This window comes from Pseudomonas sp. NPDC087639, from assembly GCF_044743385.1.
Taxonomy (GTDB): domain Bacteria; phylum Pseudomonadota; class Gammaproteobacteria; order Pseudomonadales; family Pseudomonadaceae; genus Aquipseudomonas.
Genome location: NZ_JBIUWI010000049.1, coordinates 1 through 25361, shown reverse-complemented (window position 1 = coordinate 25361; position 25361 = coordinate 1). Strand labels below are relative to the sequence as shown.

Sequence of the window (25361 nt, the reverse complement as noted above, 5' to 3'; positions counted from 1 at the left end):
TCAGTCTCCCAGTGGCAGGTGATCGTCGCCGCCACGGTATTCGTCGAGGGCGAGTTTGATCCGCCGCAGACGCTCTTGATTGTCTTCAGGATTGACCAGCGCCAACTCGGTGGCGAGCACGTCGATGGCGAGCAACATGCCGTAGCGCGCCGCCGTCGGTTTGTAGATGAACGAGGTTTCTGCGCCTTGCAGCGGCAGGACGATGTCGGCCAGTTCGGCCAGTGGCGAGTCGGCGCGGGTGATGGCAAGAATGCGGGCGCCGTAATTGCGCGCCAGTTCGACGGTTTCCAGCAGTTCGGGGGTGATCCCGGTCAGCGAGCAGACGATGACGACTTGCTCGGCATTCAAGCTGGCGGCGGTGACGCGCATCATCACCGCGTCGTGACACACCGCAATCGGGTAGCCGAGGCGCACCAGCCGCACCTGCAATTCATCACTGCACAGGGTCGAGCAACCGCCCATGCCAAACGCGTGAATCATCCGCGCCTGGCCGAGCAATTTCACCGCGTCGGCGAAGCGTGATTCGTCGAATCCAGCGAGATGCTGACGCAGTGTGGTTTCGATATCGCCGACAATCTGCCCGTAAAACGCCGACTGCTCAGGCGTGCCCGCCGGGTCTAGAAAGCGACTGCCGACGCCGCTGGCCTGGGCCAGTTGCAGGCGCAGATCGCGCAGGTCACGACAGCCGACGGTGCGGGCAAATCGCGACAGTGTGGCGGTGCTGACTTCGGCCCGTTGCGCCAGATCTTCGAGGCTGGCGGAGGCGGCAAAGCCAACGTCGTCGAGCATCAGTCGGGCGATGCGGCCTTCGCCGGCGCTGAAGGAATCCTGGCGGGCGCGGATCTGGTAGAGGATGTCCATGGCGGCGGGCTCCGGTTACAGCAGGTAGGAAAGGCCGACGGTCAGACCGAAAGCGACCAGCGAGATCAAGGTCTCAAGCACGGTCCAGGTCTTGAACGTCTGCGCGACCGTCATGTTGAAGTATTCCTTGATCAACCAGAAGCCGCCGTCGTTGACGTGGGAAAAGATAACCGACCCGGCGCCGGTCGCCAGCACCAACAATTCAGGATGTGGATAACCCAGACCGATGGCGACGGGCGCGACCACGCCAGACGCGGTGGTCATCGCCACGGTTGCCGAGCCAGTGGCAACGCGCATCAGCGCCGCAAACAGCCAGCCCATGATCAGCGGCGACAGGTGGAATTCGTGGGCGAGGCCGACAATCTGATCGGTCACGCCTGCGTCCACCAGAATCCGGTTCAAGCCGCCGCCGGCGCCGACCAACAAGGTGATGCTGGCGGTCGGTGCCAGGCATTCGTTGGTGAATTTGAGGATCGATTCGCGGTTGAAACCCTGGGCAATCCCCAGCGTCCAGAAGCTCAGTAACGTTGCCAGCAACAGCGCAATCACCGAGTTGCCGATGAACAACAGGAATTGATTGAAACCGCTGCCCGGCGTGGAAATCAGGTTGGCCCAACCGCCAATCAGCATCAACACCACGGGCAACAGAATGGTCGCCATGGTGATGCCGAAACCCGGCAGTTTGTCGCGGGGTTCGCGGTCAAGGAATTGTTTCTCCAGCGGGTTATCCGCCGGCAACTGAATACGCGGGACGATGAATTTGGCGTACAGGGGACCGGCGATAATCGCCGTCGGAATGCCGATGGCAATCGCATACAGCAGCGTCTGCCCGACCGACGCCTGATAGACCTGCACCGCGAGCATCGCCGCCGGGTGCGGCGGCACCAGCGCGTGCACCACCGACAAGCCTGCAACCATCGGCAGGCCGACCATCAGAATCGACACGCCGACCCGCCGCGCCACGGTGAAGGCAATCGGCACCAGCAACACGAAACCGACTTCGAAGAACAGCGGCAGCCCTACCAGAAACGCGATGCAGACCATCGCCCAGTGCGCGTTTTTCTCGCCGAATTTGTCGATCAACGTGCGCGCCATCTGCTCGGCACCGCCGGACTCGGCCATCATCTTGCCGAGCATCGTGCCCAGCGCGACCACCAGCGCAATGTGCCCCAGCGTCTTGCCCACCCCGGCCTCATACGCGCCCACCACACCGGATGGCGGCATACCCGCCACCAGCGCCAGACCGATGGAAATCAGGGTGATGACAATGAACGGGTTGAGCCGGTAACGGGCGATCAGCACGATCAAAGCGATGATGGCGACGGCGGCATAGACCAGCAGCCAATAGCCGAAGGAAGGCGTCATGCGGTACTCCTCGAAAGGGTCACGTTCGAATGGGTTGTGAAACTCATAAATCATTTCGAGATCGAGTTTTCAAACCACATGAAAGTAATTTTCGTGGAGAGGTAAGAGGTGTCGCTAATAGATATGCCGTGTCGCGATTAATGAAAATCGAGGGGCGGGATTTACATCACTTTCCGGTAGACGAGAAACCAAGGTGGGAGCGAGCCTGCTCGCGAAGATGGTCTCACATCAACATTTCTGTCGACTGAAGCACCGCTTTCGCGAGCAGGCTCGCTCCCACAATTGTTCGCATTCCTTCAACCAGAATGCAGACACCTGTGGGAGCTGGCTTGCCAGCGATGGCGGCGGCACGTTCAACATAGATGCTGACTGGTCGACCGCTGTCGCTGGCAAGGCAGCTCCCACAGGTTTAAGGGGTATTCGGAAAATTGAGGCAAGCGCTATACTCGCCTGTTGTTCTCTATCGAGCCTGCGACATGACAACTGCGCGCCGCACCAGAAAAAAAATCACTGCCGAAACGCTGATCCGAACAATCGCGAGCTCAACAGCCATCGAGACAGGTCAGAGTGTCGAGGCGCTTGAACACAAGCTCAAAGTCAAATCCAGCAAGTTCCTGCACATATCCCTGGCCAAGTAACGTCAAGTCCACAACGCCTGTCTTACCCAATACTCCATAGGTTCGTAGTTGCAGTTCAGACCTTGGTGGATCGCAGAAAAATAAGCCTCTTTATTTCGTTCCCAACTGCTGTAGTCCAGCGGTACGTAACCTGCCTGCACGGCCTTGTAATTCCCAGTTTATTGCTCAGCACTTGCTCATTAGAGCCTGGCTGAAAGCTGCTCTGTGCCCCTTCTGCGTCGTAACGGTTAATCATCCTTGTACCTGCTGAACCGGCAATTTTCAGAGCACCATAGGTCTGGCGTCACGCAAGAGCAAAGCCTGAAATAAAAACGGCTGCCCGATGGCAGCCGTTCTAAAGGTTGAAGGCGAAGCCCGGCGGGGCTTAAACGCCCATCACACCATTTCGTTACGAATCCATTCAACCACCGACGTACTCTTCGGCGCCCAGCCCAGCAATTCGCGGGCATGTTTGCCACGTACACGGCTGTTGGAGCCGAGGCCGTAGTTGGCCATTTCGTAGCCCCATTCGGCTTCGGCGTCTTTCAGTGGCCAGTCTTGTGGCTGGTCCAGATTCAGCGCTTGCGCCATGGCAGTGGTCATGTCGATGAACGACGCTTCGCCGCTTTCAACGAAGTAGAACGTGCCCGGGACGTTTTTGGTCAGCGCCAGCAGGTACAGCGCAACAACATCTTCGATGTGTACGTTGGACCAGATGTTCTGACCCGTGCCGACATGGCGCACCACGCCGCTTTTGCGTGCTTGTTTAAGCAAGCGCGGCAACTGCACGCTGTCGCGGTTGACGCCCAGGCTGTGGCCGTAGATCAGGGTGTTGCAGATCACCGCAGAGTTCACCCCATCCTTCGCCGCTGCGAGGATCAGGTTGTCGATCGCCACGCGGGCGGCTTTGTCGACGGTCGGTTCCGGCAGGTTGTCTTCGTAGTAGATGACGTCGCTGGACTTACCGCCCGACGCATCGCCGACGATGCTCGAACCGCTGGTGTGCAGGAATACTTTGTTGGAACCGCGCAAGGCGTCGAGCAAGGCTTCGACCGCGCCGCGATGGTCGCTGCTGGCGGCGTTGATCACCGCGTCGGCGGCGCGGGCCTGTTCGGCGAGCAGCGTTTTGTCGTCGAGGGTGCCGATCACCGGAGTGATGCCCAGAGCTTTCAGTTCATCAGCCTGCTCAGTGCTACGCACCAAGCCAGTGACGTTATGCCCGGCCTGAACCAGACCGGTGGCGATGGAGCCGCCGATAAAACCGGCAGCGCCGGTAACAAATACGTTCATGGAGAAACTCCCTGCGTGAATAAGTGATGGGACGAGTATCGACCGACGAGCCCTGTGGAAAAACCCGTCCTCGCCCAATTCACTCTTGCGCAGAGGTCACGAATCAGCCCTTGAAATCGGCGCTGGCGTAGGCAGCGAGTTTGCTCTGGATGAAGTCGAGGAAGCACTGAATGCGCAGCGCCAGTTGTGAGTTACGGTAGTACACGGCGTTGATCGGCTGGCGATAGCCGCTGTTGAATTCCGCCAGCACCACTTTCAAACGCCCGGCGCGGATGTCCTCAATCGTCATGAAGTGCGACAGGCACGCGATGCCCTGCCCCTCCAACGCCAGGTGCCGCACGGTCTCGCCGCTGGAGGCGCTGATCGCCGGGGTGATCGGCCAACGGTCACCGTGCACGTAACGCAGCGGCCATTGGTTGAGGCCTTCGTTCTGGGTGAAGCCGAGCAAGGTGTGTTCGCTCAAGTCCGCCACTTGTTGCGGCGCGCCATGTTTTTCCAGATACGCGGGACTGGCGACGATCAGCAGCGGACTGCAACCGAGCGAACGCGCGTGCAGCGTCGAATCAGCCAGGGTGCCGATGCGGATGGCGACGTCGGTGCTTTGTTCCAGCAGATCAATGATCAGGTCATTGCTGTTGAGTTCGAGCTGGATGTCCGGGTAGAGCCGGCGGAATTCGTCGATATACGGCACGACCGCATGAAGCATGAACGGCGACGCGGCGTTGATCCGCAGGCGTCCGGACGGGGTTTGCTGGCGTGAGGACAGCCGTTCTTCGAGTTGATCCATCTGATCGAGAATCAGCTTGGCCTGCTCGAAGAAATACTTGCCCTCCTCGGTCAGATCCATACGCCGCGTGGTGCGGTTGATCAGCGTGGTGTCGAGCTTGGCCTCCAGCCGCGACAACGTCCGGCTGACAGCCGATGGCGTCTGCCCGACCTGCTCGGCGGCGGCGGAAATCGAACCGCATTCGATCACGCAGACGAAAATCTGCAACTCATCGGATCTGGCTTTCACGGGTGTCCCTTAATTGATCGTCGGCACAAATTCATTGTGGAGAGAGAACACCTTTGTGGCGAGGGGATTTATCCCCGATGGACTGCGCAGCAGTCCCCTTCTTTATCAGGATCAAGAGCGGGGCCGCTGTGCGACCCATCGGGGATAAATCCCCTCACCACAGATAAATCCATTTGCCAGAGGAAAGCACCTCAAGCCTTGAGAGCGAACACCTCTTTCAGGTGCTGCTCATACCGCGCCACATCGTTTTCGATGTTCGGGCGTTTCATCACGTCTACGCAGAGGAACGTCGGCAAAGCAGTCATGCCTAAAAATTCGTTGGCCTTGTGAAACGGGAAGTACACGGCGTCGACGCCTTTGGCTTCGAAGAAATCGGTCGGGTCATCGAAGGCTTGCTGCGGCGCGTTCCAGGTCAGCGACAGCATGTATTGCTTGCCCTGAATCAGGCCGCCGCTGCCGTACTTCTGCGACGCATCGGAACGGGTGCGGCCATCGCTGGCGTAGAGGCTGCCGTGGCCTTCGGTGAAGACTTCGTCGAGGTACTTTTTCACCGTCCACGGCGCGCCCATCCACCAGCCCGGCATCTGATAAATGATCACGTCGGCCCAGAGGAATTTGGCCACTTCTTCGGCGACGTCATACCCCTCGTCGATGAAGGTGGTCTTGACGTCGAGACCGCCGCGATCCAGCACGCTCAGCGCGGCTTCGTGCAGGGTGGCGTTGTAGCGACCGTCGGAGTGGGCAAATTTTTTACCGCCATTGAGCAACAAAACTTTTTTCATGAGAAAGCCTCGGCGCAGCCATTGGGCTGGAGGGAGAAGGGAAAATCGAATGGCGGCAGATTAACGATCTGCCTCGCGCGGAATAAGCCAGGGTTGCGCAAAATACATTTGAGCAAAACGCACGAATCCATTGCGGATTGTTGCCGTAGCATTCGCAGCCATCAGAATTTGAGGAGTTTGTGATGACTGAACGTCTGGGTTTCATCCTGCACGCCAAGACCCGCCCGGAAAAAGCCGAGGCTTTCGAGGCGCTGTTCCGTACCTACGTTGAGCCAAGCCGCGCCGAGCCGGGCTGCATCGAGTACCACATGCTGCGCGATAAAGAAGATCCGACGCTGTTCATCTTTTACGAGATCTGGGAATCCCAGGCGCATCTCGATGTGCATTCAACGCTGCCGCACATGAAGCAGTTTTACGATCAGCGCATGGACTTTCTGGAGCGCGATTTCGATATTCGCCTGATCGACATGCTCAGCGAAGCATCGGCTAACCGCTGATCAGCAAATGGGCGCCGAGCGTGCCCAGACCGATAAAGAACACGCGCTTGAACAGCACGGCGCTGATCCGCTGACGCAGCCATTGGCCGAGCAACATACCAAGCACCGCCGGGATAAACGCCAACAGCGACGCACTCAATTCGCCGCCGCCAAGGGCGCCGCGCCAGAGCAGTCCGGCGGCCAGTGCCAGGGTCGAAACGGTGAAGGACAAACCGAGCGCCTGCACCAGTTCATCGCGACTTAAATTGAGCGCCTGCATATACGGCACAGCCGGGATGACAAATACGCCGGTGGCCGACGTGATGACGCCAGTGATGACACCGCAGACCGGGCCAAGCCACGGTTCATGACGCGGCTTGATGTGCAGCGTTGGCAGGAATAATCCGCTCAACGCGTATAGCAAAAGCGCCGCGCCGAGTCCGCGCCCGACCCAATGCCCACCCGCCATGCCGATCCACAACGTGCCGACGCCGGTACCGAGGAAGATCATCAACAGCATGGGCCACAAGCGTTCGATCAGCCCTTTCAAGTGACCGCCGAATGCCAGTTGCCAGAGATTGGTCAGTGTGGCCGGAATGATCAGCAACGCCGCAGCCTGTGACGGTGCCATAGCCAGACCAAGCAGGCCCATGGCGACGGCGGGCAGGCCGAGGCCGATCACGCCTTTGACCAGGCCGGCCAGGACGAAAGTGACGATCACCAATACAGACAGGGCGAGACCGAGGTTTTGGTAGAAATCTGCGAGTGTATTCATGGCGCTAATGTGCGCCGGTCGAGGGCGGTTGAAAATCTGCCATATACTGAGGTTGCCTCTATCCATACAAGAGGCTGGCATTTTCTTTGAAGCTTCGGGCCTCATCGCGAGCAGGCTCACTCCTACAGGTTCTGTGTTCGCCTCTGATCCAATGTAGGAGTGAGCCTGCTCGCGATGGGGCCAGCCCGGACACCACCACTCCAGAGGCTACCCATGCACTTCGACCTCACCGACCTGCGCCTCTACCTGCACATCCTCGACACCGGCAATATCACCGCCGGCGCCGCCCGCAGCCATCTGTCCCTCGCCGCCGCCAGCGCACGCATACGCGCCATGGAAGCCTCATTGGGCACCGATTTCCTGGAGCGCGGCCGTCGCGGCGTCACCCCGACAGCGGCCGGCAAAGCCCTGGCACAGCACGCCCGCATCCTCCTGCAACAGGCCGAACGCATGCAGCAGGATTTGGCCGAATACGCCCAAGGCGTCAAAGGTCAGGTGCGTTTGTTGTGCAACACCACCGCGATCACCGAATACCTGCCGGAAGTGCTGGAGGACTTCTTGCGCAGTCATCCCAACCTCGACATTGATCTGCAAGAGTTGCCGAGCGCGCGCATTACTCACGCCTTGCGCCAGGGCGCGGCGGATCTCGGGATTGTTTCCGACGCGGTGGACACCAGCGACTTACAGACCCAGCCGTTTCGCGACGATCCACTGGTGCTGATTCTGCCCCTCGACCACCCCTTGTCCGACGCTGCAGAGGTCAGTTTCAGCGACACCCTGCACCATGACTTCGTAGGACTGAGCGCCGACAGCGCCTTGGCGATCTACCTCGAAGAACAGGCCCTGCACAGCGGCACTCGCATGCAGATCCGCATCCGCGCGGATGGTTTCGATGGCGTGATCCGCATGGTCGCCCGTGGCGCCGGGTTGGCCATCGTGCCGCTGGCCGCCGTTGAGCGCGCAAAGCCGCAGTCATTCAAAAGCATCGCCCTCGATGAGCTGTGGGCGCGTCGCAGGTTGATGTTGTGCGCCAGGGATTTCAGCGCCCTGCCCAATTACGCCAAAGCCCTGCTGCACGCCTTGACTCTCCCCTAAGGGGCAGACTTCATCCTTGGCTTTTTCATCAGCAAGGACAGTGACCATGGGCAAACGCATTCTGCTGATTCTCGGCCATCCTTCGACGTCAAGCTTGTGCGCCGCACTCGCCGATGGGTACGCACAATCGGCACTCGATGCCGGACATGAAGTGCGCCAGTTGCGGCTGGGGGAACTGAACTTCGACCCCGTGTTGCGCGAGGGTTATCAGCAGATTCAGGCGCTGGAAGATGACTTGCGCGCAGCACAGTCCGACATCCTCTGGGCCGAACATCTGACCCTGGTTTACCCGATTTGGTGGGGCGGCATACCGGCACTGCTCAAAGGCTTTTTTGATCGGGTGTTGCTGCCGGGTTTCGCCTTCAAATACCGCAAAGGCAAAGCCTTCCCCGACAAATTGCTGAAGGGGCGCACTGCGGATTTGCTGGTGACCATGGACACGCCGCCCTGGTATTACCGCTGGTTTTATCGCATGCCGGGGCTGCATCAGGTACGCAAAACCACCCTTGATTTCTGCGGCATCAAACCACTGCGCACGCTCACGTTCGGCCCGGTGCTGGGCTCAAGCGATCAGCAGCGACACGCCTGGTTGCGACAGGTGCAGGCTATCGCGAGTCGCTGAGTGTGCTGATAATGCGCCGCACAGTTACACACTGAAAAAGGACTTTTATGTACATCGGCCAAGCCGCGCAACGCTCCGGCACCACCATCAAAAGCATCCGTCACTATGAGTCGATTGGTCTGTTGCCCACGCCCCGGCGACAGGGCAACTACCGCCTCTACGATCAACAGAGTGTCGAACTGCTGATCTTCATCAAATGCGCCAAAGACATGGGTTTCCGGCTCAAGGAGTTGCAGGTGATTTTCGCCGAGCATCACGGTGAGGCGATGCCGTGGGAGCGAGCCCGACAAGCTATCGAAATGAAGAAACGCGAAATCAGCGCGGCCCTGAGCGAACTCACCCGGCAATACGCGCAACTTGAAGTGTTCGAATCCAGCCTCGAACAGGCAAGGGTCAGTTGCCCGTTGGAAAAGCTATAACAGTCAGCGCGTTTCTGAGCAGCTCGATGTCGAGCACAGACAACTGACCCGCGACCGGGCGCTATAGGGTGCGACTTCAGTTCACAGCCAAACGCCCGGAGTTCTCATGACCGCGACCGCCCCTATCACCGTTCTGCGCGACACCCACCCACTGCCGGTACTCGACGCCTGCAAATGGGAAAAACTCGAAGGCGACCCGCACACCGTCAACCTCAACGCCTACACCAGCGAAGACGGCAGCAAGATCATGGGCACGTGGATTTGCACCCCGGGCAAGTGGCGCGTGGATTACGTGAAGTGGGAGTACTGCCATTTCCAGGAAGGCTACTGCGTGATCACGCCGGATGGCATGGCACCGATTCATCTGCGCGCCGGCGATATCTTTGTGGTCGAGCCGGGCATGAAAGGCACGTGGGAAGTGGTCGAGACCGTGCGCAAATATTTCGTGTTCGCCTGATGCAAAAAAGCCGGGAGATCACCCGACGTGATTTCCCGGCAAACAATATCAGATACACGCAATGCCCTTGTGGGAGCGAGCCTGCTCGCGAAAGCGGACGGTCAGTCACTTCCTTGTTGCAGCGACCGCCATCATCGCGAGCAGGCTCGCTCCCACAGTTTGTTCAGCGCTGCCCTTCAATTGCAGGCTTGCGATAGCTGTTGATGATCGCCGAGAAGTCTTTCCCGCCGTCCCCACGCTGGCTCATCGCTTGATACAACTGCTGCGCCACCGCGCCAAGCACCACCGGTTGATGCGCCTGACGTGCCGCTTCCGTGGCCAGGCCCAGATCCTTAAGCATCAACTCCGCACCAAACCCGCCGGTATACCCGCGCGAGGCCGGCGCCGTTTCGACGATGCCCGGCCATGGGTTGTACATTTCCGAACTCCAGCAGCGACCGGTGGAGCTGTTGATGATCCCGGCCAGCACCGAGGTGTCGATCCCCAGCGCATCGCCCAACGCCATGGCTTCACTGACGCCGACCATCGAAATCGCCAGCAGCAGGTTGTTGCAGATCTTGGCGATCTGCCCGGTGCCGACTTCGCCACAATGGACAATGTTGCGGCCCATCTGCGCCAGCACCGGTTGCAGGGTAGCGAACAGTTCCGGGGTGGCGCCGACCATGAAGGTCAGTGTCCCTGCGGTCGCGCCACCCGTGCCGCCGGAGACCGGTGCATCGGCCATGGCCACGCCTTGTTTCGCAGCGGCCGCCGCCACATCGCGAGCGGTCTGCGGATCGATGGTGCTGCAATCGACTGCCGGCACGCCTTTGCCGATACCGGCCAAGACACCCTCCTCACCGAGCCAGACGCTGCGCACATGCACGGCGGCCGGGAGCATGGTGATCACCAGTTCGGCGTCCTCGGCAGCCTCGCGGGCCGAAGCGCGGATGGTACCGCCCAGTTGCTCCAGTTCCGCCAGCACGGTTTTGTTCAGGTCGACCAGATTCAGCGAATGGCCGGCCTTGATCAGGTTGCGCGCCATCGGCGCGCCCATGTTGCCCAGACCGATAAATGCGATTTTCATGGCACGTTCCTCAGCGCAGGTTGATGGTGGTGTTCACGCCGTCGTTGACGCTGTCGTCATCGAACCAGCGCGCCGTGACCGTTTTGGTCTGCGTGTAGAACTGCACCACTTGCTTGCCGTACGGGCCGAGGTCGCCGAGTTTCGAACCACGGGAACCGGTGAAGCTGAAGAACGGCACGGGTACTGGAATAGGGATGTTGATGCCGACCTGACCGACGTCGATTTCAGTCTGGAATTTACGCGCCGCCGCACCGCTTTGGGTGAACAGGCCAGTGCCGTTGCCGAACGGGTTGGCGTTGACCAGCGCAATGGCCTGATCGAGGGTGTCAACTTCCAGCACCACCAGCACCGGACCGAAGATTTCCTGGGTGTAGATCTGCATGTCAGTCGTCACCCCGGAGAACAGGGTCGGGCCGACGAAGTTGCCTTGCTCGTAACCCGGCACGCTGATCTCGCGACCGTCGAGCTCAAGCTTGGCGCCTTCCTTGATGCCGCTTTCGATCAGGTCGAGAATCCGCGCCTTGGCCTTTTTCGAAATCACCGGGCCAACATCAGTGCCCGGCTCGCTGCCGGCGTTGACCTTGAGTTTCTGCGCCAGCGCTTTCAGATCCGGCAGCCATTGTTTCGCCGCACCGACCAGCACCACAACCGAAGTGGCCATGCAGCGTTGCCCGGCAGCACCGAAACCGGCACCGACCAGGGCGTTCAGCGCTTGCTCGCGGTTGGCATCCGGCAGCACCACGGCGTGGTTCTTCGCGCCCATCATCGATTGCACGCGTTTGCCGTGCTTGCCGGCCAGGTCGTAGACATGAGTGCCGACAGCGGTCGAACCGACGAACGAAATAGCCTTGATGTCCTTGTGCGTGCACAGGCCATCAACCACATCTTTACCGCCATGCACCACGTTGAGCACGCCGGCCGGAACACCGGCCTCAATCGCAAGCTCTACCAGCAGCATGGTCGACAACGGATCCTGCTCCGAAGGCTTCAATACGAAGGTGTTGCCGCAGGCGATGGCCATCGGGAACATCCACAGCGGAATCATCGCCGGGAAGTTGAACGGTGTGATGCCGGCGCAGACACCGATCGGCTGACGCAGGGTGTAGGTATCAACGCCGCCCGCCACGTTCTCGGCGAACTCGCCCATTTGCAGGCTGCCGATGGAGCAAGCGTGCTCGACCACTTCTAGGCCACGGAAAATATCGCCCTCGGCGTCGGCAATGGTTTTGCCCTGCTCGGCGCTCAGCACCACGGCGATGCGCTTGGAATGCTCGCGGATCAGCGCTTGCAGCTTGAGCATGATGCGCATGCGTGCGCCGATCGGGGTCAGTTTCCAGGTCTGGAAGGCGCGCTGCGCGGCGCTTACGGCGGCGTCGACTTCAGCGGCAGTGGCGAACGGGACTTTGGCCAGCACTTGTTGGGTCGCCGGGTTGACGATGTCGTGCCACTCGGTGGTCTGCGACTCGACCCATTCGCCGTTGATCAGCAGCTTGACCTTCTGGACCGTGGTTTCGTTGGGCGTAAGCGATGCGTTCATGCTGGTCTCCGAAATTTTTTTTTATCGTAGGAGCCAAGGCGAAAGGTTCGCCTTGAGATGAGGCGTGTGTCACGAATTGGTTGTCGGACTGTTTTTGGAGTATAGATGTGCAAACTTCTAATAAGAACGCACATATAAGCCCGTCCATCATGCAAAAAAACATCACCTCTCTAGGTTCACTGAACTGGGACGACCTCAAGTTTTTCCTCGAAGTCGCCCGCACCCGCAAGGCCAGCACCGCCGCCAAACGGCTGGCCGTCGACTACACCACGGTGTCGCGGCGGATCAGTTCGCTGGAAGCGGCGCTGGGTACATTGCTGTTCGAAAAGTCGCGCACCAGCGGCTTCGTCTTGACCACCGAAGGCCAGCGCTTGCTGGGTTATGCCGAGTCGATCGAAAGCACGCTGCATATGGCCTGCGAGCAGGTGTCAGGCTCCGGCGTGGCGCTGTCCGGGCATGTGCGCATGGGCTGCACCGAAGGGTTCGGCAGCTTTTTCATCACCCCGCAGTTAAGCCATTTCGTCGACGCTTACCCGGCGATCTCAGTGGACATCCTGCCGCTGCCGCACTTCATCAGCCTGTCCAAGCGCGAGGCCGATATTGTCATTGCCCTGGAGCGCCCGGAGCACGGGCCATACGTGTGCTGCAAACTCTGCGACTACCGGTTGCAGCTGTACGCGACCCAGGACTACCTCGACAAACACCCACCGATCCGCCGCCCGGCGGATTTGAGCAAGCATCAATTCATCAGTTACGTGGATGACTTGGCGTTCAGTTCGGAGCTGCTGTACCTGGCAAACGTGCTGCCCGGCGCCAACGCACATTTGCGCAGCACCAGCGTGATCGCGCAATTCGTCGCGGCGCAGCAAGGGCGCTCACTGGCGATTCTGCCGTGCTTCCTCGCCGCGCAGGATCCGCGCCTGCTGCCAGTGCTGCCAGATGAAATCGACATCACCCGACAGTTCTGGATGTACTGCCGGGAGGATCTGCGCAAGCTCAAGCGGATCACCCTGTTGTGGGATTACATCCGTGAGGTGACTGAGCGCAATCAGGGTCTGTTGATGGGGCAGACCCGCGAGATGCAGTTCGCCGATTAATCGGCACTGACCACAATCGACACTCGGCGGTTTTCCGTGCGGCCCTCCGGGGTGTCGTTGGAGGCCACAGGTTCGCTGCTGCCCAGACCTTGCAGTTGAATGTTCTCTTGCTTCATGCCGACCGTGCCCAGCACTTTGGCGACACTTTTGGCTCGGCGCAGCGACAGTTGCTGATTGTAGGTTTCCTTGCCCGAGGCATCGGTGTGGCCATCGACCCGCACGCGCTCGATGCCGACGCCCAACAACGCCTTGCCGATACGTTCGACGATCTCGGTGCTCTGGTTGTTCAGGCTTTCGACATCGCTGCCAAACAGTACTTTGCCGGACAGGCCAAACTCCCAGCCCTCGTCGGTCAGCTCAAAGCCTTGTTGTTTGAGCACGGTGACTTGCGCCGGGGTCAGGCCTTTTTGCGGTGCGGTCTGGCAACCGGTCAGGGCCAGTGCGGCCATCAACAGCAAAGCGGAAAAAAATCGAGTTGGAAGTGTGAACACGGGCATCAGCTCCTGGATTGCACGGGATCGACCGGGTGCTCCGACCCGGCCGTGAATTGGGCGCCGCGCGACAAGCGTTTGGCTTGATACATCGCCGCATCGGCAGCATTGAGCAAGCCACCCGGCGTAGCGCCATGATCGGGGTAAACCGCAATGCCGATACTGAGCGACGTCATGACACTTGACTCGTCCGGTAGCACGATGGGCATGTCCATGCTGGCCAGAATCTTGTCGGCGATGCGTTCGGCGTCTTCGACCTTGTGCAGCGGTGTGAGCAAGACGGCGAACTCGTCACCACCCAATCGCGCCACCAGATCTTCCTCGCGCAGTTGCGCGCGCACCCGACTGGCGATCGCCACCAACACCGCGTCACCGGCGGCATGACCGAAATTATCATTGATGCCTTTGAACCGATCACTGTCGAGAAACAGCACCGCCACCCGCTCGTTGAGTTTGCTGGCATTACGCAGCGCGCGAATCAATCGGCCCTCGAAAAAGGCGCGGTTCGGCAGCCCGGTCAGGCTGTCGTGACTGGCCTGGTGAGCGAGCGTTTCGTTTTCGTTTTGCAAATGGGTTTGCCAAGACTCGAGCTCATCGAGCAAGGCGTTGAAGTCGTTGCCGAGGTTGTCGAGTTCAGCGATCTTCGCGGGCGGCACGCGACTGTCCAGCGCTCGGTCGCTGCGAGCAGCGTGAGCCACAGCAGCCAGGCTGCGCAGCGGGCCAGTAATGCCGCGCAGTTGCCGACGCGCCAGATAGAGCGCGACCCAGGCACTGATCGCAGTACAGAGGATGATTCCCGCCAGACCGCTGAGCAGAAAGCGCATCAGACTGCCGCCGTGACCGGTGAGCAGGACGCGCCCGATTTCGCGATCCTGGTGCACGATCGGCAGGCTGACCGGTTTCTCCAGAAGGGTGCGGGTGACCTGCATTTCCAGCTCGGAGAACAGACCGTTTTCCGGTCGCTGCCAACGTGCGAGCAACTGGCCCTTAGCATCGAGCACTTGGGCATCGGCCACCTCCTCGGTGGAGGCGATCACCGCCAGTGCTTCAGTTGCAGCAGACTTGTCGTTGAACACTACTGCCGCTTCGACGGTGTAACTGATCGAGCGGGCGATCAGGTGCAAGTTGTGATCGGCGTAAACCCGTAGCGCCAGAACCCCCAGCAGGGTCAACGAGACACTGGCCATAGCCACGGCCACCAGCGCAACAATCAAATGCCCGCGACCGATGACCGAGCCCAGCGTGGGGCGGATTTTGGAACTGAACAGTTTCATGGCGCCGCCGGTTTGCGGCGCGACAACTGCAGCACGCTTGGGTGAATGCGCACACCGCTGCGGGCAACGGAGTCGAGATTGACTTCGAAAGACACCTGATCGTCGCCAACCCGCAGGCAGAACAGACTGCCAACCGTGCACTGATCGTCGCTTTCACTGATGCTCAGCACCGGATGGCCAATCAATGAGGTAAACAGGCGACTGCGCTCATCCGCCGTGAGTTTGCCGATGTAAACCGCATCGCATTCGCTGATGATGGCCGGATTATCCGCCAACAGTCGTCGCACGATGACCGCCCGGCCAGTGGCTTGTGTAGTGCCTTTGACCAAGTCGTCGGTGTATTCGGTAGGGCCGACGATGCACAGGCGCAACTGCGCAGGCTCCACCGGCCAACGCGCGTAGCTGAGAATACCAAGCACGACTTTGGTGACAGACTGGGCACGTTGCTCGGCCATGCCCGTCGGCGTTGGCGATTGTGCGACGGCTGCCCCCGTCAACAACCAGAGCAGACCGACAAGCACTGCGTGCTTGCAGCCAACCACGCGATCTGTCGCCCAGACAGCCACCTTCATGCAGGGATTCTCTTGGATCGTAACGAAATGATGCCGCAACGATAGCACAGCGCTGAATCACCAGCGAGACAGCGACTCCTGACTGGCCGGTCAGTAATCGCCGCAAATCGCAGCATTCATCCTCACCGAACCTCAGCGCCCTCTTCCAGTTCCAGCATAAGCCCGCTAAGACGCTTCACCTTGCGCTGTACCGCCTCTTCAAAGACCCCGGCGCGCGGCTCGATCAAGGTGAACCAGTGCTTGGCCCGGGTGATACCGGTGTAGATCAACTCCTTGGTCAGCACGGGATTCAGCGCGTCCGGCAGGATCAACGCGGTATGGGCGAACTCCGAGCCCTGGGATTTGTGCACGGTCATGGCGTACACGGTTTCGACGTCGTTGAGCCGACTCGGCAACACGAAGCGCACGCCGCCCTGACCATCGTTACGCGGGAAGGCCACGCGCAACACCGGTTTGCCAGCGTCAGGCCCTTCGCGCTCGGGGAGTTTCAAGGCAATACCGATATCGCCGTTCATCAAACCCAGACCGTAGTCGTTGCGGGTCATCAACACCGGGCGGCCCTCGTACCATTGCTGGTCGCTTTCGATCAGGCGAGCCTTGAGCAGTGCGGCCGTGATGCGCTGGTTCAGACCTTCAACACCCCACGGGCCCTTGCGCACGGCGCACAGCAACTGGAAGGTGTCGAACGCTTGCAAGACTTCACGGGCCCAATCGACCCAGTCCGGATGCTCGAGCGGCCTGCCAAGCGGTGGGCGCTGATTGTGCAAAACACTCAGATAATGCCGATAACCTTGCGGGCCATCGTCATGGCCCTCAAGCAGAAGGCGTTCGAGTTTGTGATCTTCCTCGCCCTTGAGCGGCAACGAATACACATCGTCATAGTGCCCTGCCGCCAGCAACTGACGCGCCTCATCCGGCAACTGCTGATTGACCCGCCGCGCGAGTTGGCCGATACCACTGCCTTCGCCGAATCGCCGGGAGTGGCGCAACATCACCACTTGTTGCGCAAGCGGATGGGTGCCGTCGACGTCTTCATGCAAACCACTGCCCTGCAAGGTTTCACCGCTAACCGACTCAAGCCACTGCCGCGTCTGAGGGCTATACCAACCGCTTTCGGCGTCGCGGCACAGATCTCCCAGCACCGCTCCGGCCTCTACGGAAGCCAGTTGATCCTTGTCACCCAGCAACACCAATCGCGCATGGGCCGGTAAGGCATCAAGCAGATTGGCCATCATTTCCAGGTCAATCATCGAGGCCTCATCGACCACCAGCACATCCAGTGGCAAGCGATTGCCGGCATGGTGGCGGAAGTGTCGGGTGCCGGGACGGCTACCGAGCAAGCGGTGCACCGTGGTCACGTCGCAGGGGATTTTGGCCCGCACGTCTTCAGCGACTTTCAGCGATTGCACTTGCTGACTGATGGACTCGGTCAACCGCGCCGCCGCTTTGCCAGTCGGCGCCGCCAGACGAATTCGCAACGGATGCCCCGCCTCCACCGCTGGCGCCTGAAGCAATGCCAGCAAACGCACCACCGTGGTGGTTTTGCCGGTGCCCGGGCCGCCAGTGACAATGCTGAAGGCTCCGCGTGTCGCGATGGCGCAGGCGAGTTTCTGCCAGTCGATCACATCGTCGGTTTTGGCCACTCCGAACAATCCGTTCAGCCGTTGCGGTAGATCGATTGGCGTCGCTTCGCCCTGAGAAAGGCGTTGGCGCAATGCCGTATCGATGCGGCGCTCATAGGTCCAATAGCGTCTCAGGTAGAGCCGTTTGCCGGACAACACCAGTGGACGTTGCTGTGCGGAATCACTGCTATCAGCCGACAATGCAACTAACGGGCTGCCTGCCAGCGCTTTGCACCAGTGTGCACCGTCGAGTGCCTCCAGCAATTGCGAAGGCAGCAACAGCACCCCGCCTTGTACATCGCCTTCGGGCGGTAGCGACAGGGCGAAATCCGGCGCTTTGAGGGTTTCGAACAGGTCCAGGCATACATGGCCATGACCGAGTTGATGGCTGGTCAGTGCGGCGGCGAGCAACACCAATGGATCAGTATCGGGGTCTAGCTCGTGAAGAAACGCGACGAATGCTTTGTCCAGCGCACGCAGCCAGCCTCGCTCGACCCACCGGGTGAGCAGCAACAGCAGATCATCGGAGCGCGTCAGTGGCGAGAGTGAAGACAGGCTGTCCGCAGTCAGCGGCGTCGGTAACAGATCGTCAAAGGTGCGGCTCATAGCAAGACTCCCTGTTCCCATGCGGGTTCGGCTTTGGGTTCGGGTTTGCCTTGAAACATCCGGTCAAGACGCTCGATCAGCTCACGGGGCGGACGGGCAAAGTAAACGCCGCGACTGTCCGCGCGAGTACCGCGCAGGAACAGGTACAGCGCGCCACCGACATGCCGGTCGTAATCGTAGTCGGGCAATCGTGCCTTGAGCTGGCGATGCAACGCCAACAGGTACAACACGTATTGCAGGTCGTAGCGGTTTTCGAGGATCGACTGCTCCATGGCCTGTTCGGTGTAGGCCAGGTCATCGGCACCCAGCCAGTTGGATTTGTAGTCGGCCACGTAATAGCGACCGTCGTGCTCGAAGGTCAGGTCGATGAAGCCTTTGAACATGCCATTGAGCTGCACCGGTTCGGCCGCCACCCGCGCCACGCCATTGTGGGTGTACTGGCGCACCAGCTCGTCGAGTTTGAGTACGTCGACTTTATGGCTGGCGAACCAGAATTCCATTTCGACCCGGTACTGTTTCAGTTGCTCAAGAATGACCGGTGCTTGCCCGCCACCAACCAGTAGCGGGGATTTGAGCAAGTGTTGCAGCCAGTCAGTCAGGGTAATTATCCAGCCCTCCCAGCCGCGCAAATTACAACGCCGGGCAATCGCGTCCTCCAATGCCTCACGGGTAACGGCGAAACCATCGTCACCCGCCCACTCCAGCAAACCATGGAGAAACGTTCCCGGATTTGGGCCACGGGGGAAGCGATGGATATCGGCACCACCGGCAATGATTTCTCGCGGAGCATCGGGGTCGAGACGTTCGTCATCGAACAGTTTCTGGGCCTGAGGACTGTCCGGCGCTTCATCACTGCCGACACTCAATACGTCGCTGATGCGCAATGCGCTGTATGACGCGATCCACCAGTTTTCGCTGGCCTTGCGCTTGGGTAACAGAGTGGCACTGAGGACCGAGTCATTGCGCGGTGGCTGGTAATGCTCATCGGTGGGTTGCGGCATTTCACCCATGCTGATGGCCGTGCAGTCTTGTTGCAGATCTTGCAGCCAACGACTCAGTCCGATGGACTCCTTCAAGGAGTCGCCACCACCCAGCAAGTAACCCAGCGCAGAAAGATTCAGAACGGAGCTATTGTTGTTGCCCCGTTTGAGATCCGTCACCCCGAGCCAGCAAGCATGTTGCGCTCGGGTCAGGGCGACGTAGAGCAAGCGTAAATCCTCGGCCAGACGCTCATCGTCCGCTTGCGCAATCAGCTCGGGGGTTGGCTTCAAGCTCACTTCAGCCTTGCCCGAAGCGTCGTGGTAATGCAGCGGCAATCGACTACCGTCCACCGGTTTTGCCGAGCAGATGAAGGGCAAAAACACCAACGGATATTCGAGGCCTTTCGACTTGTGGATGGTCACGACTTTGACCAGTTGTTCGTCGCTTTCCAGGCGCAGAATCTGCTCTTCGCCTGCCTGACCGGACAACGCCAGAAGCTCGGCCAGATGACGGATCAACGCTTGCTCACCATCCAGTTCGGCGGCGGCTTGCTGCATCAGTTCCGACAGATGCAAAAGGTTGGTCAGCACACGCTCACCATCGCTACGTGCGATCAAGTTCTGCGGCAAGTGGAAGTCATGCAGCAGGCGCCGCAACATCGGCAGTACGCCTTGCTTGCGCCAAAGCTCGCGATAGCCCCGGAACTGCATGACGCGAGTTTCCCAGACCAGCTCATCCTGGTTCAGGCGTTCGAGCTCTGCCAACGGCAGGTTCAGGGTGATACAGGCCAGCGCCGCTTTCAGGGAACGCTCGACATCAGGCTCGGCGCAGGCCTTGAGCCAGGACAACAAGTCGTGAGCTTCCTGAGCCGCGAAAACCGAATCCTTGTCGGACAGATAAACGCTGCGCACACCGCGGTTGGCGAGTTCCCCGCGAACAGCCTGGGCCTCTTTTCCGTCACGTACGAGGATCGCAATGTCGGACGGTCGCAGGCCTCTGAAGGCTTTGCCATCCTGAATGAACCCGGCGCTACCGGTTTGCCCGCCATTGAGCAGAGCGGTGATTTCGCTCGCGCAGGAAGCTGCCAACTGTTGACGGTAGACCGCGCCTGACAGGGGTTGATCGGTGGACAAGTGCCAGACATTCAGCGCCGCGACGTCCTGCCCGGCGATCTGCAGTTTTTCTTTACGACCCTGAGATTCCACCGGTTGAAACGGTACAGGGTTTTCACCACTTTTTTCCCGGAACAAAAACGCACCGCGTCCCTGCTCTCGGGACTCAGCGCGCTCGAATACATGGTTGACCGCTGTCACCATGCCATGGCTGGAACGGAAGTTGGTGCCCAGCGTATGCAGACGACCGGTAGTGGCTTGGCGAGCGCGTAAATAGGTGTAGATGTCTGCGCCACGAAAAGCGTAAATCGCCTGCTTGGGATCGCCGATCAGAAACAGACCAGTATCGGGATTGTTTTCTTCGATGCGGTAGATGCTTTCGAAGATTCGGTATTGCACCGGGTCGGTGTCCTGAAACTCGTCGATCAGCGCGACCGGGAATTGCTCGCGGATCAGCGTTGCGAGACGTTCGCCGCCCTCCGATTGCAGCGCCGCATCCAGGCGCAGCAGCATGTCGTCGAAGCCCATCTCGGCGCGGCGACGTTTCTCTTCTTCGAAGCGCGCCCCTACCCATTTGGCGGCGTGCTGCAACACCGCCGCATCGGGGGTTGGCAAAGAATCGAGGCTCGACTTTAGCCCCGGCATCGCGTCGAGTCCCGGATGACTCGGGGCTTGGCCTTTCCAGGCTTCGGCCATCCCGTCGGGCGTCAGTCGCGTGAATCCGGTGCCAATGTCCAGTTGCTCCAATGACTCGTCTTCGGCCCAGGTCCTGAGCTTTTCGAACCACGGTTCAAAGTACCGTGCCTGCATCTTGCGACCGTCGACGGTTTTACTGGCAACGCCCTGATGACAGATCGCGAGCAACTCATCGGCCCATTGCCGCCATGGCATTTTCAGTTCGATCAAAGCTGCGCGGCGCTCTTGCAAGCACTCTTCGATCAGCTCTGCCGGAGCTTTGCCTTCATCGCTGTCGCGCTCACTGGCGAACAAACCGCGCACCCGAGGTAATAACGCCGCAGGCCCACCCCAATTGCTGCGAACCCAATTCAAGGCGTCACCTTGCATCGGGTAACAGAACAGGCGCCAGTAGTCGCGCAGCACTTCGCCGAGCAAATCGCTGTGGTCGGTTTCCAGGGATTGGGTGAACAAGCTGCCGCTATCGAAAGCATGCTCGCGCAGCATGCGCTGACACCAACTGTGAATGGTGGAGACGGCTGCTTCGTCCATCCATTGCGCAGCGATATCCAGACGATTGGCGCAACCGGGCCATTGCTGAGGGTCGAATAGATCGCGTAGTTCAGCGATCAGTGCATCAGGGGCTGGCGTTTCGTCACGGAAGAATCGCGCGGCCTCGGCAAGGCGTGTGCGAATCCGCTCACGCAGTTCTTTGGTCGCTGCATCGGTGAACGTCACCACTAGAATCTGAGGCGGCAACAGTTCGCGGGCGAAGCCGTTTGACTCGCCACCATGGCCAAGGATCAGCCGCAGGTAGAGCGCAGAAATAGTGAAGGTTTTGCCAGTGCCGGCACTGGCTTCGATCAACTGGCTGCCCCGCAGAGGGAATGCCAGCGCAAGTGGTGTCTTCGTGCTCATGAGCGCGCCCCTTCACTGGACAATGACTGCCAGGGCGCTTCAAACAGAGGACGATACAAGGCGTCGCACCAACCTGAAAAGGTCTCGTCCGAGAGTAATGCAACGAAGTCGGTGAATTGTCGGGACAGTGCAGGACTTTCGCGGCGCTCGCCTTCACTGGTCTGTCCATCGCCTTCGTAGGTTTTACGGGCAGCGGCCTCGGCCTTGACTGGGTCGGTCTGGGACAGCCAGGCAAAAGCGGTCTTCACTGCGATCGGCAGAGGCTGGCGCATGCCCGCTTGCCAGGCGAGTAGAAGATCCCCGAGGAAACGAATGGCTCTCCCCTGCTCCATGGGTTCAAGCAGCAACGTGTCGTCACTGGCCACCAACGCCGTGGTCAGCGAGAGACCGCTGGCGCAGGCCGCGAGGTGATTGACCCAGGGCTTTGTGAGTCGATGCCATTTGCGGCTTTTGATCGAGCCGATGCTGTTGGGAATGGTCGTGACCGACAACAGACCTCCGTCAGCGCGCTGATGCAAAGCCGAGAGCCAGCCTTCAAGACGCAAGCCCTGCAACTCGAGGCTGATCGGGGTCGCACTGGTCAACGGCGTCGGCCACAGGGTCAGGAGTTGCTGATAGCGTTGCAGCAGGTCGGGTAACGGTTCGATCAGCTCCCGTTGAAGGCACTCGCCAAACCCTGCCATTGGCAATAACCCACTGTTTTGCAGACGTCGGGCCTGGGCTTCCAGTGCCTGATCAACATTGTCCGGTTGCCTGAGCGCCGCTTCGAGCAAGCTGTCGCTGAGCGTATATCGTTGCAGAGCGTCCAGTACAAAAGGCTCTTCATCGGCCTGCGGCGCTTGCGCGGCTTCAAAGTACACTTTGAGTCTCTGAGTGAAAAAGTGCCGAACCGGGTTACGCAAGAAGTCCTGCAACAGGGTGAGACTCAATGGCTCCTCCTGGACGTGGGGCGCGAGCAATTCCGCCTCGTTTTGTTTCTCGTGGCTTTGATGCAAAACCTGCCATTCGCTGGCATAGCTGAACAACTGATCGCCTTCGTGGAAATAGCGCGCACTGAAGGGCTGCAGCGGGTGTTCTTCCGTCATGGCGCTTAACAGATCCTGGCTTTCGTCGATTGATCGCCAGCCGCTGGCGAGATGATCGCGTAACTGGCCGATCAGCACCGAAGCAGGTCGCTCGCTATTGTCACGAATGCTGCGGCCAACCCAACTGATGTAGAGCTGGTTACGTGCAGACAGGAGGGCTTCGAGCAAAAGATAGCGATCATCCTCGCGCCGTGAACGATCCCCCGGCCGGTAGTCGCTGCCCATCAGATCGAAGTCGAGTGGTGGTTGCGCGCGGGGATAATCGCCATCATTCATCCCCAGCAAACAGACAAGCTTGAATGGAATGGCACGCATGGGCATCAGCGTACAAAAGTTCACCGCGCCGGCAAGAAAGCGCTGAGACAAACGGCCCTGATCCAGTCCGGCGAGCCAGGCTTCACGAACGACGGTAAGCGGAAGATCATCTTCAAGTCCTACAGCCCCACAGGTCTCCAGCCAGGTTTCGCGAAGCTCTTCAAGCTGAGTGAGCAAGTAATCGTCGTGCTCGTTGCTGGCTTTGAAGAACAGCTGCATCAACGCCTGCAAGCGATGCCCCCACTCTTTGGGTTGAGCCGGTTGTGTGAGTTCCTGATGGGCGAGTTCCAGCGCATCGAGCAAAGCTACCAAGGGCCCAATCAACGCGGCATCCAGCCCCCCGATTTCATCGTAGGGCTCGATACCCGCGCAGTCTGTTGAGCTACCGACCGCGTAACCAAGGAGCATTCGACGCAGGCCGAAGTGCCAGCTGTTCTGCTCCAACTCGTCCGGCAAACCTAGCCCGGCACGTTGCTGGGCGTTCATGCCCCAGCGCACACCGGCGCCTTCAATCCAGCGGTGTAGCGTCGGCAAGTCGCGCTCTTCCACTCCAAAACGGGCGCGCAATGCGGGAACGTCAAGCAGGTCGAGGATTTCACTGACGGGGAAACGACTGTCCGGCAGTTTGAGAAGGTGCTCGACCGCAATCAGTAATGGATCACGCCCGCGCTGTCCCTGATCCGCTAAGGTGAATGGGATGAAGCGTGGGTCATAGCGATCAAGCTGACCAAAAACCGCACGGATATGAGGTGCATAGCTGTCGATGTCCGGCACCATCACAATCACGTCGCGAGGGCGTAGATCCGGATTGACACTGAACCGCGCCAGTAGTTGGTCGTGAAGGATTTCCACCTCGCGTTGAGCGCTGTGGGCAATATGAAAACGGATCGACTTGTCGTGTGCCAGATCCACCGCGGGCCAATGCTCGCGAGTCTCATCGAGTGGGCGCAGTTCCAGGATGTCGTCCTGAAGTTGATTGAGCAGATTATGTGGCTGGGTTTCGCTGAACAGGTCGATGCGTCCGTCGCGAAAGGCTGCGCGATAGCTGTTGGGGTCGTCATAGCTGTCGAGCAGGTTGATGTAGTCGCGACCTTGTTTTCCCCATGCTGCGAGGAGAGGGTGAGCATGTTGATGCAGGGTTTCGGGATCAAGTACTACGGGCATACCGCTCTTGCGCGATTGGCGCTTGTACTGGTGACGCAGCAAATCCTTGTCAGCGACGATGTCGGCCCAGTGATGGCGGCATGGGTTATGGACACACAGCAGAACCTGACTGAAACGCGCGAGTCCGGCCAACGCTTCAAGCACTTGGGCCGGCAATGAGGAAATCCCGAAAACGATCACTCGTGAAGGCAGCCCCGCTGGCGCTTCTGCGAGGTTACCGATGCGCTCGATAAAACGCTGATGAACACCGGCGCGGCTCTGAGCCATACCTTGGGCACCCACATCTTCCAACAACGCACGCCAGAGCTCAGCCTGCCAGCAACTGGTGGGCGATAGTGGCTTTACTTCGCCTCTGACGTTACGCAGTTGATGTCGACCTTCAGCCCAATCTTCAAGCCAGTCAGCTCTATACACCTGGTATTGGTCGAACAGATCCGCCAGGCGCTCGGATAATTGATATCGCTTGCGCAGGTCAGTGTCGTGAGTCAGGAAACGTTGCAAAGGTTCGAAATGCGCGCGGTCGATAACCTGAGGTAGCAGCCTCATGAGGCGCCAGGTCAGCGGGGCTTTATCGAGCAGGGATTTGGCCGGAATTTCATCTCGGCCCAAAACCATGCGGTAGAGCTGCCACATGAAACTACCGGGCAATTGCACATCAATCGCCGCAGCGATACCGCAACCCCCAAGGTCGTCTTCTTCAGGGTCCTCGGCCAAGGCCAATTTAAGCCACTGGGCGATGCCGTTACTCTGTACCAGGGCAATTTCATTTTCCAAGGGAGCCAGTGGATAGCGCCGCATGATGCTGACCACCAGGCTGCGCAGTTCGTCCAGGCTATTGCTCTGAACCACCATGAATGCAGCGTTGAGGGACTGGGCGTCCGGCATAAGACTTCCTTGGAGAAAAGTACAAAAGCTAGGTCAGAACCTTAGCATTGTCGGCAGGTGATGACAGCCGGACGGCGTCTGTGATTGCTGTACGAACTTTCCTGCGGGCAAAACAAAACCCCAATTGCTTTCGCAATTGGGGTTTCGGAATTTAATCTTGACGATGACCTACTCTCACATGGGGAAA

At 59.5% G+C, this 25361-nt stretch carries 21 protein-coding genes; 7 read left to right on the top strand and 14 right to left on the bottom strand.

The features are described 5' to 3' along the window. Together ACIOVB_RS19500 and ACIOVB_RS19495 are read right to left on the bottom strand one after the other, a co-directional pair. On the bottom strand, window positions 1-861 hold the full coding sequence (locus ACIOVB_RS19500) for a MurR/RpiR family transcriptional regulator (RefSeq protein WP_187676621.1): 861 nt from the start codon (window positions 859-861) through the stop codon (window positions 1-3). A 15-nt stretch (window positions 862-876) separates the two neighbouring features. After that, window positions 877-2226: a GntP family permease gene (locus tag ACIOVB_RS19495; RefSeq protein WP_401270467.1), complete on the bottom strand. Its 1350-nt coding sequence runs from the start codon at window positions 2224-2226 to the stop codon at window positions 877-879. Between the two features lie 476 nt (window positions 2227-2702). On the opposite strand from ACIOVB_RS19495, the gene ACIOVB_RS19490 reads away from it, so the two are divergent. Next, window positions 2703-2864 (top strand): hypothetical protein, encoded by a 162-nt coding sequence (locus ACIOVB_RS19490; protein ID WP_401270464.1) that lies wholly within the window; start codon window positions 2703-2705, stop codon window positions 2862-2864. Between the two features lie 375 nt (window positions 2865-3239). Here ACIOVB_RS19490 and ACIOVB_RS19485 read toward each other — a convergent pair whose 3' ends face one another. The 3 genes from ACIOVB_RS19485 to ACIOVB_RS19475 form a co-directional block, all read right to left on the bottom strand. After that, the gene (locus ACIOVB_RS19485; protein ID WP_401270461.1) at window positions 3240-4133 is read right to left on the bottom strand and encodes an NAD-dependent epimerase/dehydratase family protein; all 894 of its coding nucleotides are present in this window, start codon (window positions 4131-4133) and stop codon (window positions 3240-3242) included. 103 nt (window positions 4134-4236) lie between these two features. Next, window positions 4237-5148 (bottom strand): LysR substrate-binding domain-containing protein, encoded by a 912-nt coding sequence (locus ACIOVB_RS19480; RefSeq protein WP_187676617.1) that lies wholly within the window; start codon window positions 5146-5148, stop codon window positions 4237-4239. Window positions 5149-5339: 191 nt separating this feature from the next. Next, window positions 5340-5930, bottom strand: a complete 591-nt coding sequence (locus tag ACIOVB_RS19475; protein WP_401270458.1) for an NAD(P)H-dependent oxidoreductase — start codon at window positions 5928-5930, stop codon at window positions 5340-5342. Between the two features lie 182 nt (window positions 5931-6112). Between ACIOVB_RS19475 and ACIOVB_RS19470 the strand changes: the two genes are divergently transcribed. Further along, window positions 6113-6427 (top strand): putative quinol monooxygenase, encoded by a 315-nt coding sequence (locus ACIOVB_RS19470; RefSeq protein WP_401270455.1) that lies wholly within the window; start codon window positions 6113-6115, stop codon window positions 6425-6427. On the opposite strand, the gene ACIOVB_RS19465 is transcribed toward ACIOVB_RS19470, so the two are convergent. Next, on the bottom strand, window positions 6417-7181 hold the full coding sequence (locus ACIOVB_RS19465) for a sulfite exporter TauE/SafE family protein (RefSeq protein ID WP_401270453.1): 765 nt from the start codon (window positions 7179-7181) through the stop codon (window positions 6417-6419). The genes ACIOVB_RS19470 and ACIOVB_RS19465 overlap by 11 nt on opposite strands. Before the next feature lie 213 nt (window positions 7182-7394). Here ACIOVB_RS19465 and ACIOVB_RS19460 point away from each other — a divergent pair, with 213 nt between their 5' ends. The 4 genes from ACIOVB_RS19460 (at window position 7395) to ACIOVB_RS19445 (ending at window position 9774) form a co-directional block, all read left to right on the top strand. Next, complete coding sequence (locus ACIOVB_RS19460; protein WP_401270451.1) at window positions 7395-8276, top strand: LysR family transcriptional regulator; 882 nt, start codon at window positions 7395-7397, stop codon at window positions 8274-8276. Between the two features lie 46 nt (window positions 8277-8322). Then, window positions 8323-8898, top strand: a complete 576-nt coding sequence (locus ACIOVB_RS19455) for an NAD(P)H-dependent oxidoreductase (protein ID WP_401270448.1) — start codon at window positions 8323-8325, stop codon at window positions 8896-8898. A 47-nt stretch (window positions 8899-8945) separates the two neighbouring features. Beyond that, window positions 8946-9317, top strand: a complete 372-nt coding sequence (locus tag ACIOVB_RS19450; protein ID WP_401270446.1) for a MerR family transcriptional regulator — start codon at window positions 8946-8948, stop codon at window positions 9315-9317. Between the two features lie 106 nt (window positions 9318-9423). Beyond that, window positions 9424-9774, top strand: a complete 351-nt coding sequence (locus tag ACIOVB_RS19445) for a cupin domain-containing protein (RefSeq protein ID WP_016770579.1) — start codon at window positions 9424-9426, stop codon at window positions 9772-9774. A 163-nt stretch (window positions 9775-9937) separates the two neighbouring features. Here the strand turns inward: ACIOVB_RS19445 and mmsB are convergent, their stop codons facing one another. Then, window positions 9938-10840 (bottom strand): 3-hydroxyisobutyrate dehydrogenase, encoded by a 903-nt coding sequence (gene mmsB, locus ACIOVB_RS19440; RefSeq protein ID WP_401270443.1) that lies wholly within the window; start codon window positions 10838-10840, stop codon window positions 9938-9940. Between the two features lie 10 nt (window positions 10841-10850). After that, window positions 10851-12377, bottom strand: coding sequence for a CoA-acylating methylmalonate-semialdehyde dehydrogenase (locus ACIOVB_RS19435; RefSeq protein ID WP_187681271.1), 1527 nt, complete (start codon window positions 12375-12377; stop codon window positions 10851-10853). Window positions 12378-12526: 149 nt separating this feature from the next. On the opposite strand from ACIOVB_RS19435, the gene ACIOVB_RS19430 reads away from it, so the two are divergent. Further along, on the top strand, window positions 12527-13474 hold the full coding sequence (locus tag ACIOVB_RS19430) for a LysR family transcriptional regulator (protein ID WP_187681270.1): 948 nt from the start codon (window positions 12527-12529) through the stop codon (window positions 13472-13474). Here ACIOVB_RS19430 and ACIOVB_RS19425 read toward each other — a convergent pair. The 6 genes from ACIOVB_RS19425 to recC all read right to left on the bottom strand — a co-directional run bounded on the left by ACIOVB_RS19425 (window position 13471) and on the right by recC (window position 25174). Then, window positions 13471-13971, bottom strand: coding sequence for an OmpA family protein (locus ACIOVB_RS19425; RefSeq protein ID WP_187681269.1), 501 nt, complete (start codon window positions 13969-13971; stop codon window positions 13471-13473). The genes ACIOVB_RS19430 and ACIOVB_RS19425 overlap by 4 nt on opposite strands. Further along, the gene (locus ACIOVB_RS19420; protein WP_401270438.1) at window positions 13971-15239 is read right to left on the bottom strand and encodes a diguanylate cyclase domain-containing protein; all 1269 of its coding nucleotides are present in this window, start codon (window positions 15237-15239) and stop codon (window positions 13971-13973) included. The genes ACIOVB_RS19425 and ACIOVB_RS19420 overlap by 1 nt, the downstream gene beginning before the upstream one ends. Then, window positions 15236-15811 (bottom strand): YfiR family protein, encoded by a 576-nt coding sequence (locus ACIOVB_RS19415; protein WP_187681267.1) that lies wholly within the window; start codon window positions 15809-15811, stop codon window positions 15236-15238. Before ACIOVB_RS19415 ends, ACIOVB_RS19420 begins: the two co-directional genes overlap by 4 nt. 122 nt (window positions 15812-15933) lie before the next feature. Next, window positions 15934-18039 (bottom strand): exodeoxyribonuclease V subunit alpha, encoded by a 2106-nt coding sequence (recD, locus tag ACIOVB_RS19410; RefSeq protein ID WP_401270435.1) that lies wholly within the window; start codon window positions 18037-18039, stop codon window positions 15934-15936. Then, window positions 18036-21725 (bottom strand): exodeoxyribonuclease V subunit beta, encoded by a 3690-nt coding sequence (gene recB, locus ACIOVB_RS19405; RefSeq protein ID WP_401270432.1) that lies wholly within the window; start codon window positions 21723-21725, stop codon window positions 18036-18038. The genes recD and recB overlap by 4 nt, the downstream gene beginning before the upstream one ends. After that, entirely contained in the window at window positions 21722-25174 is a 3453-nt protein-coding gene (gene recC, locus ACIOVB_RS19400; protein ID WP_401270430.1) for an exodeoxyribonuclease V subunit gamma, read from the bottom strand. The genes recB and recC overlap by 4 nt, the downstream gene beginning before the upstream one ends. Window positions 25175-25361 lie beyond the last annotated feature (187 nt).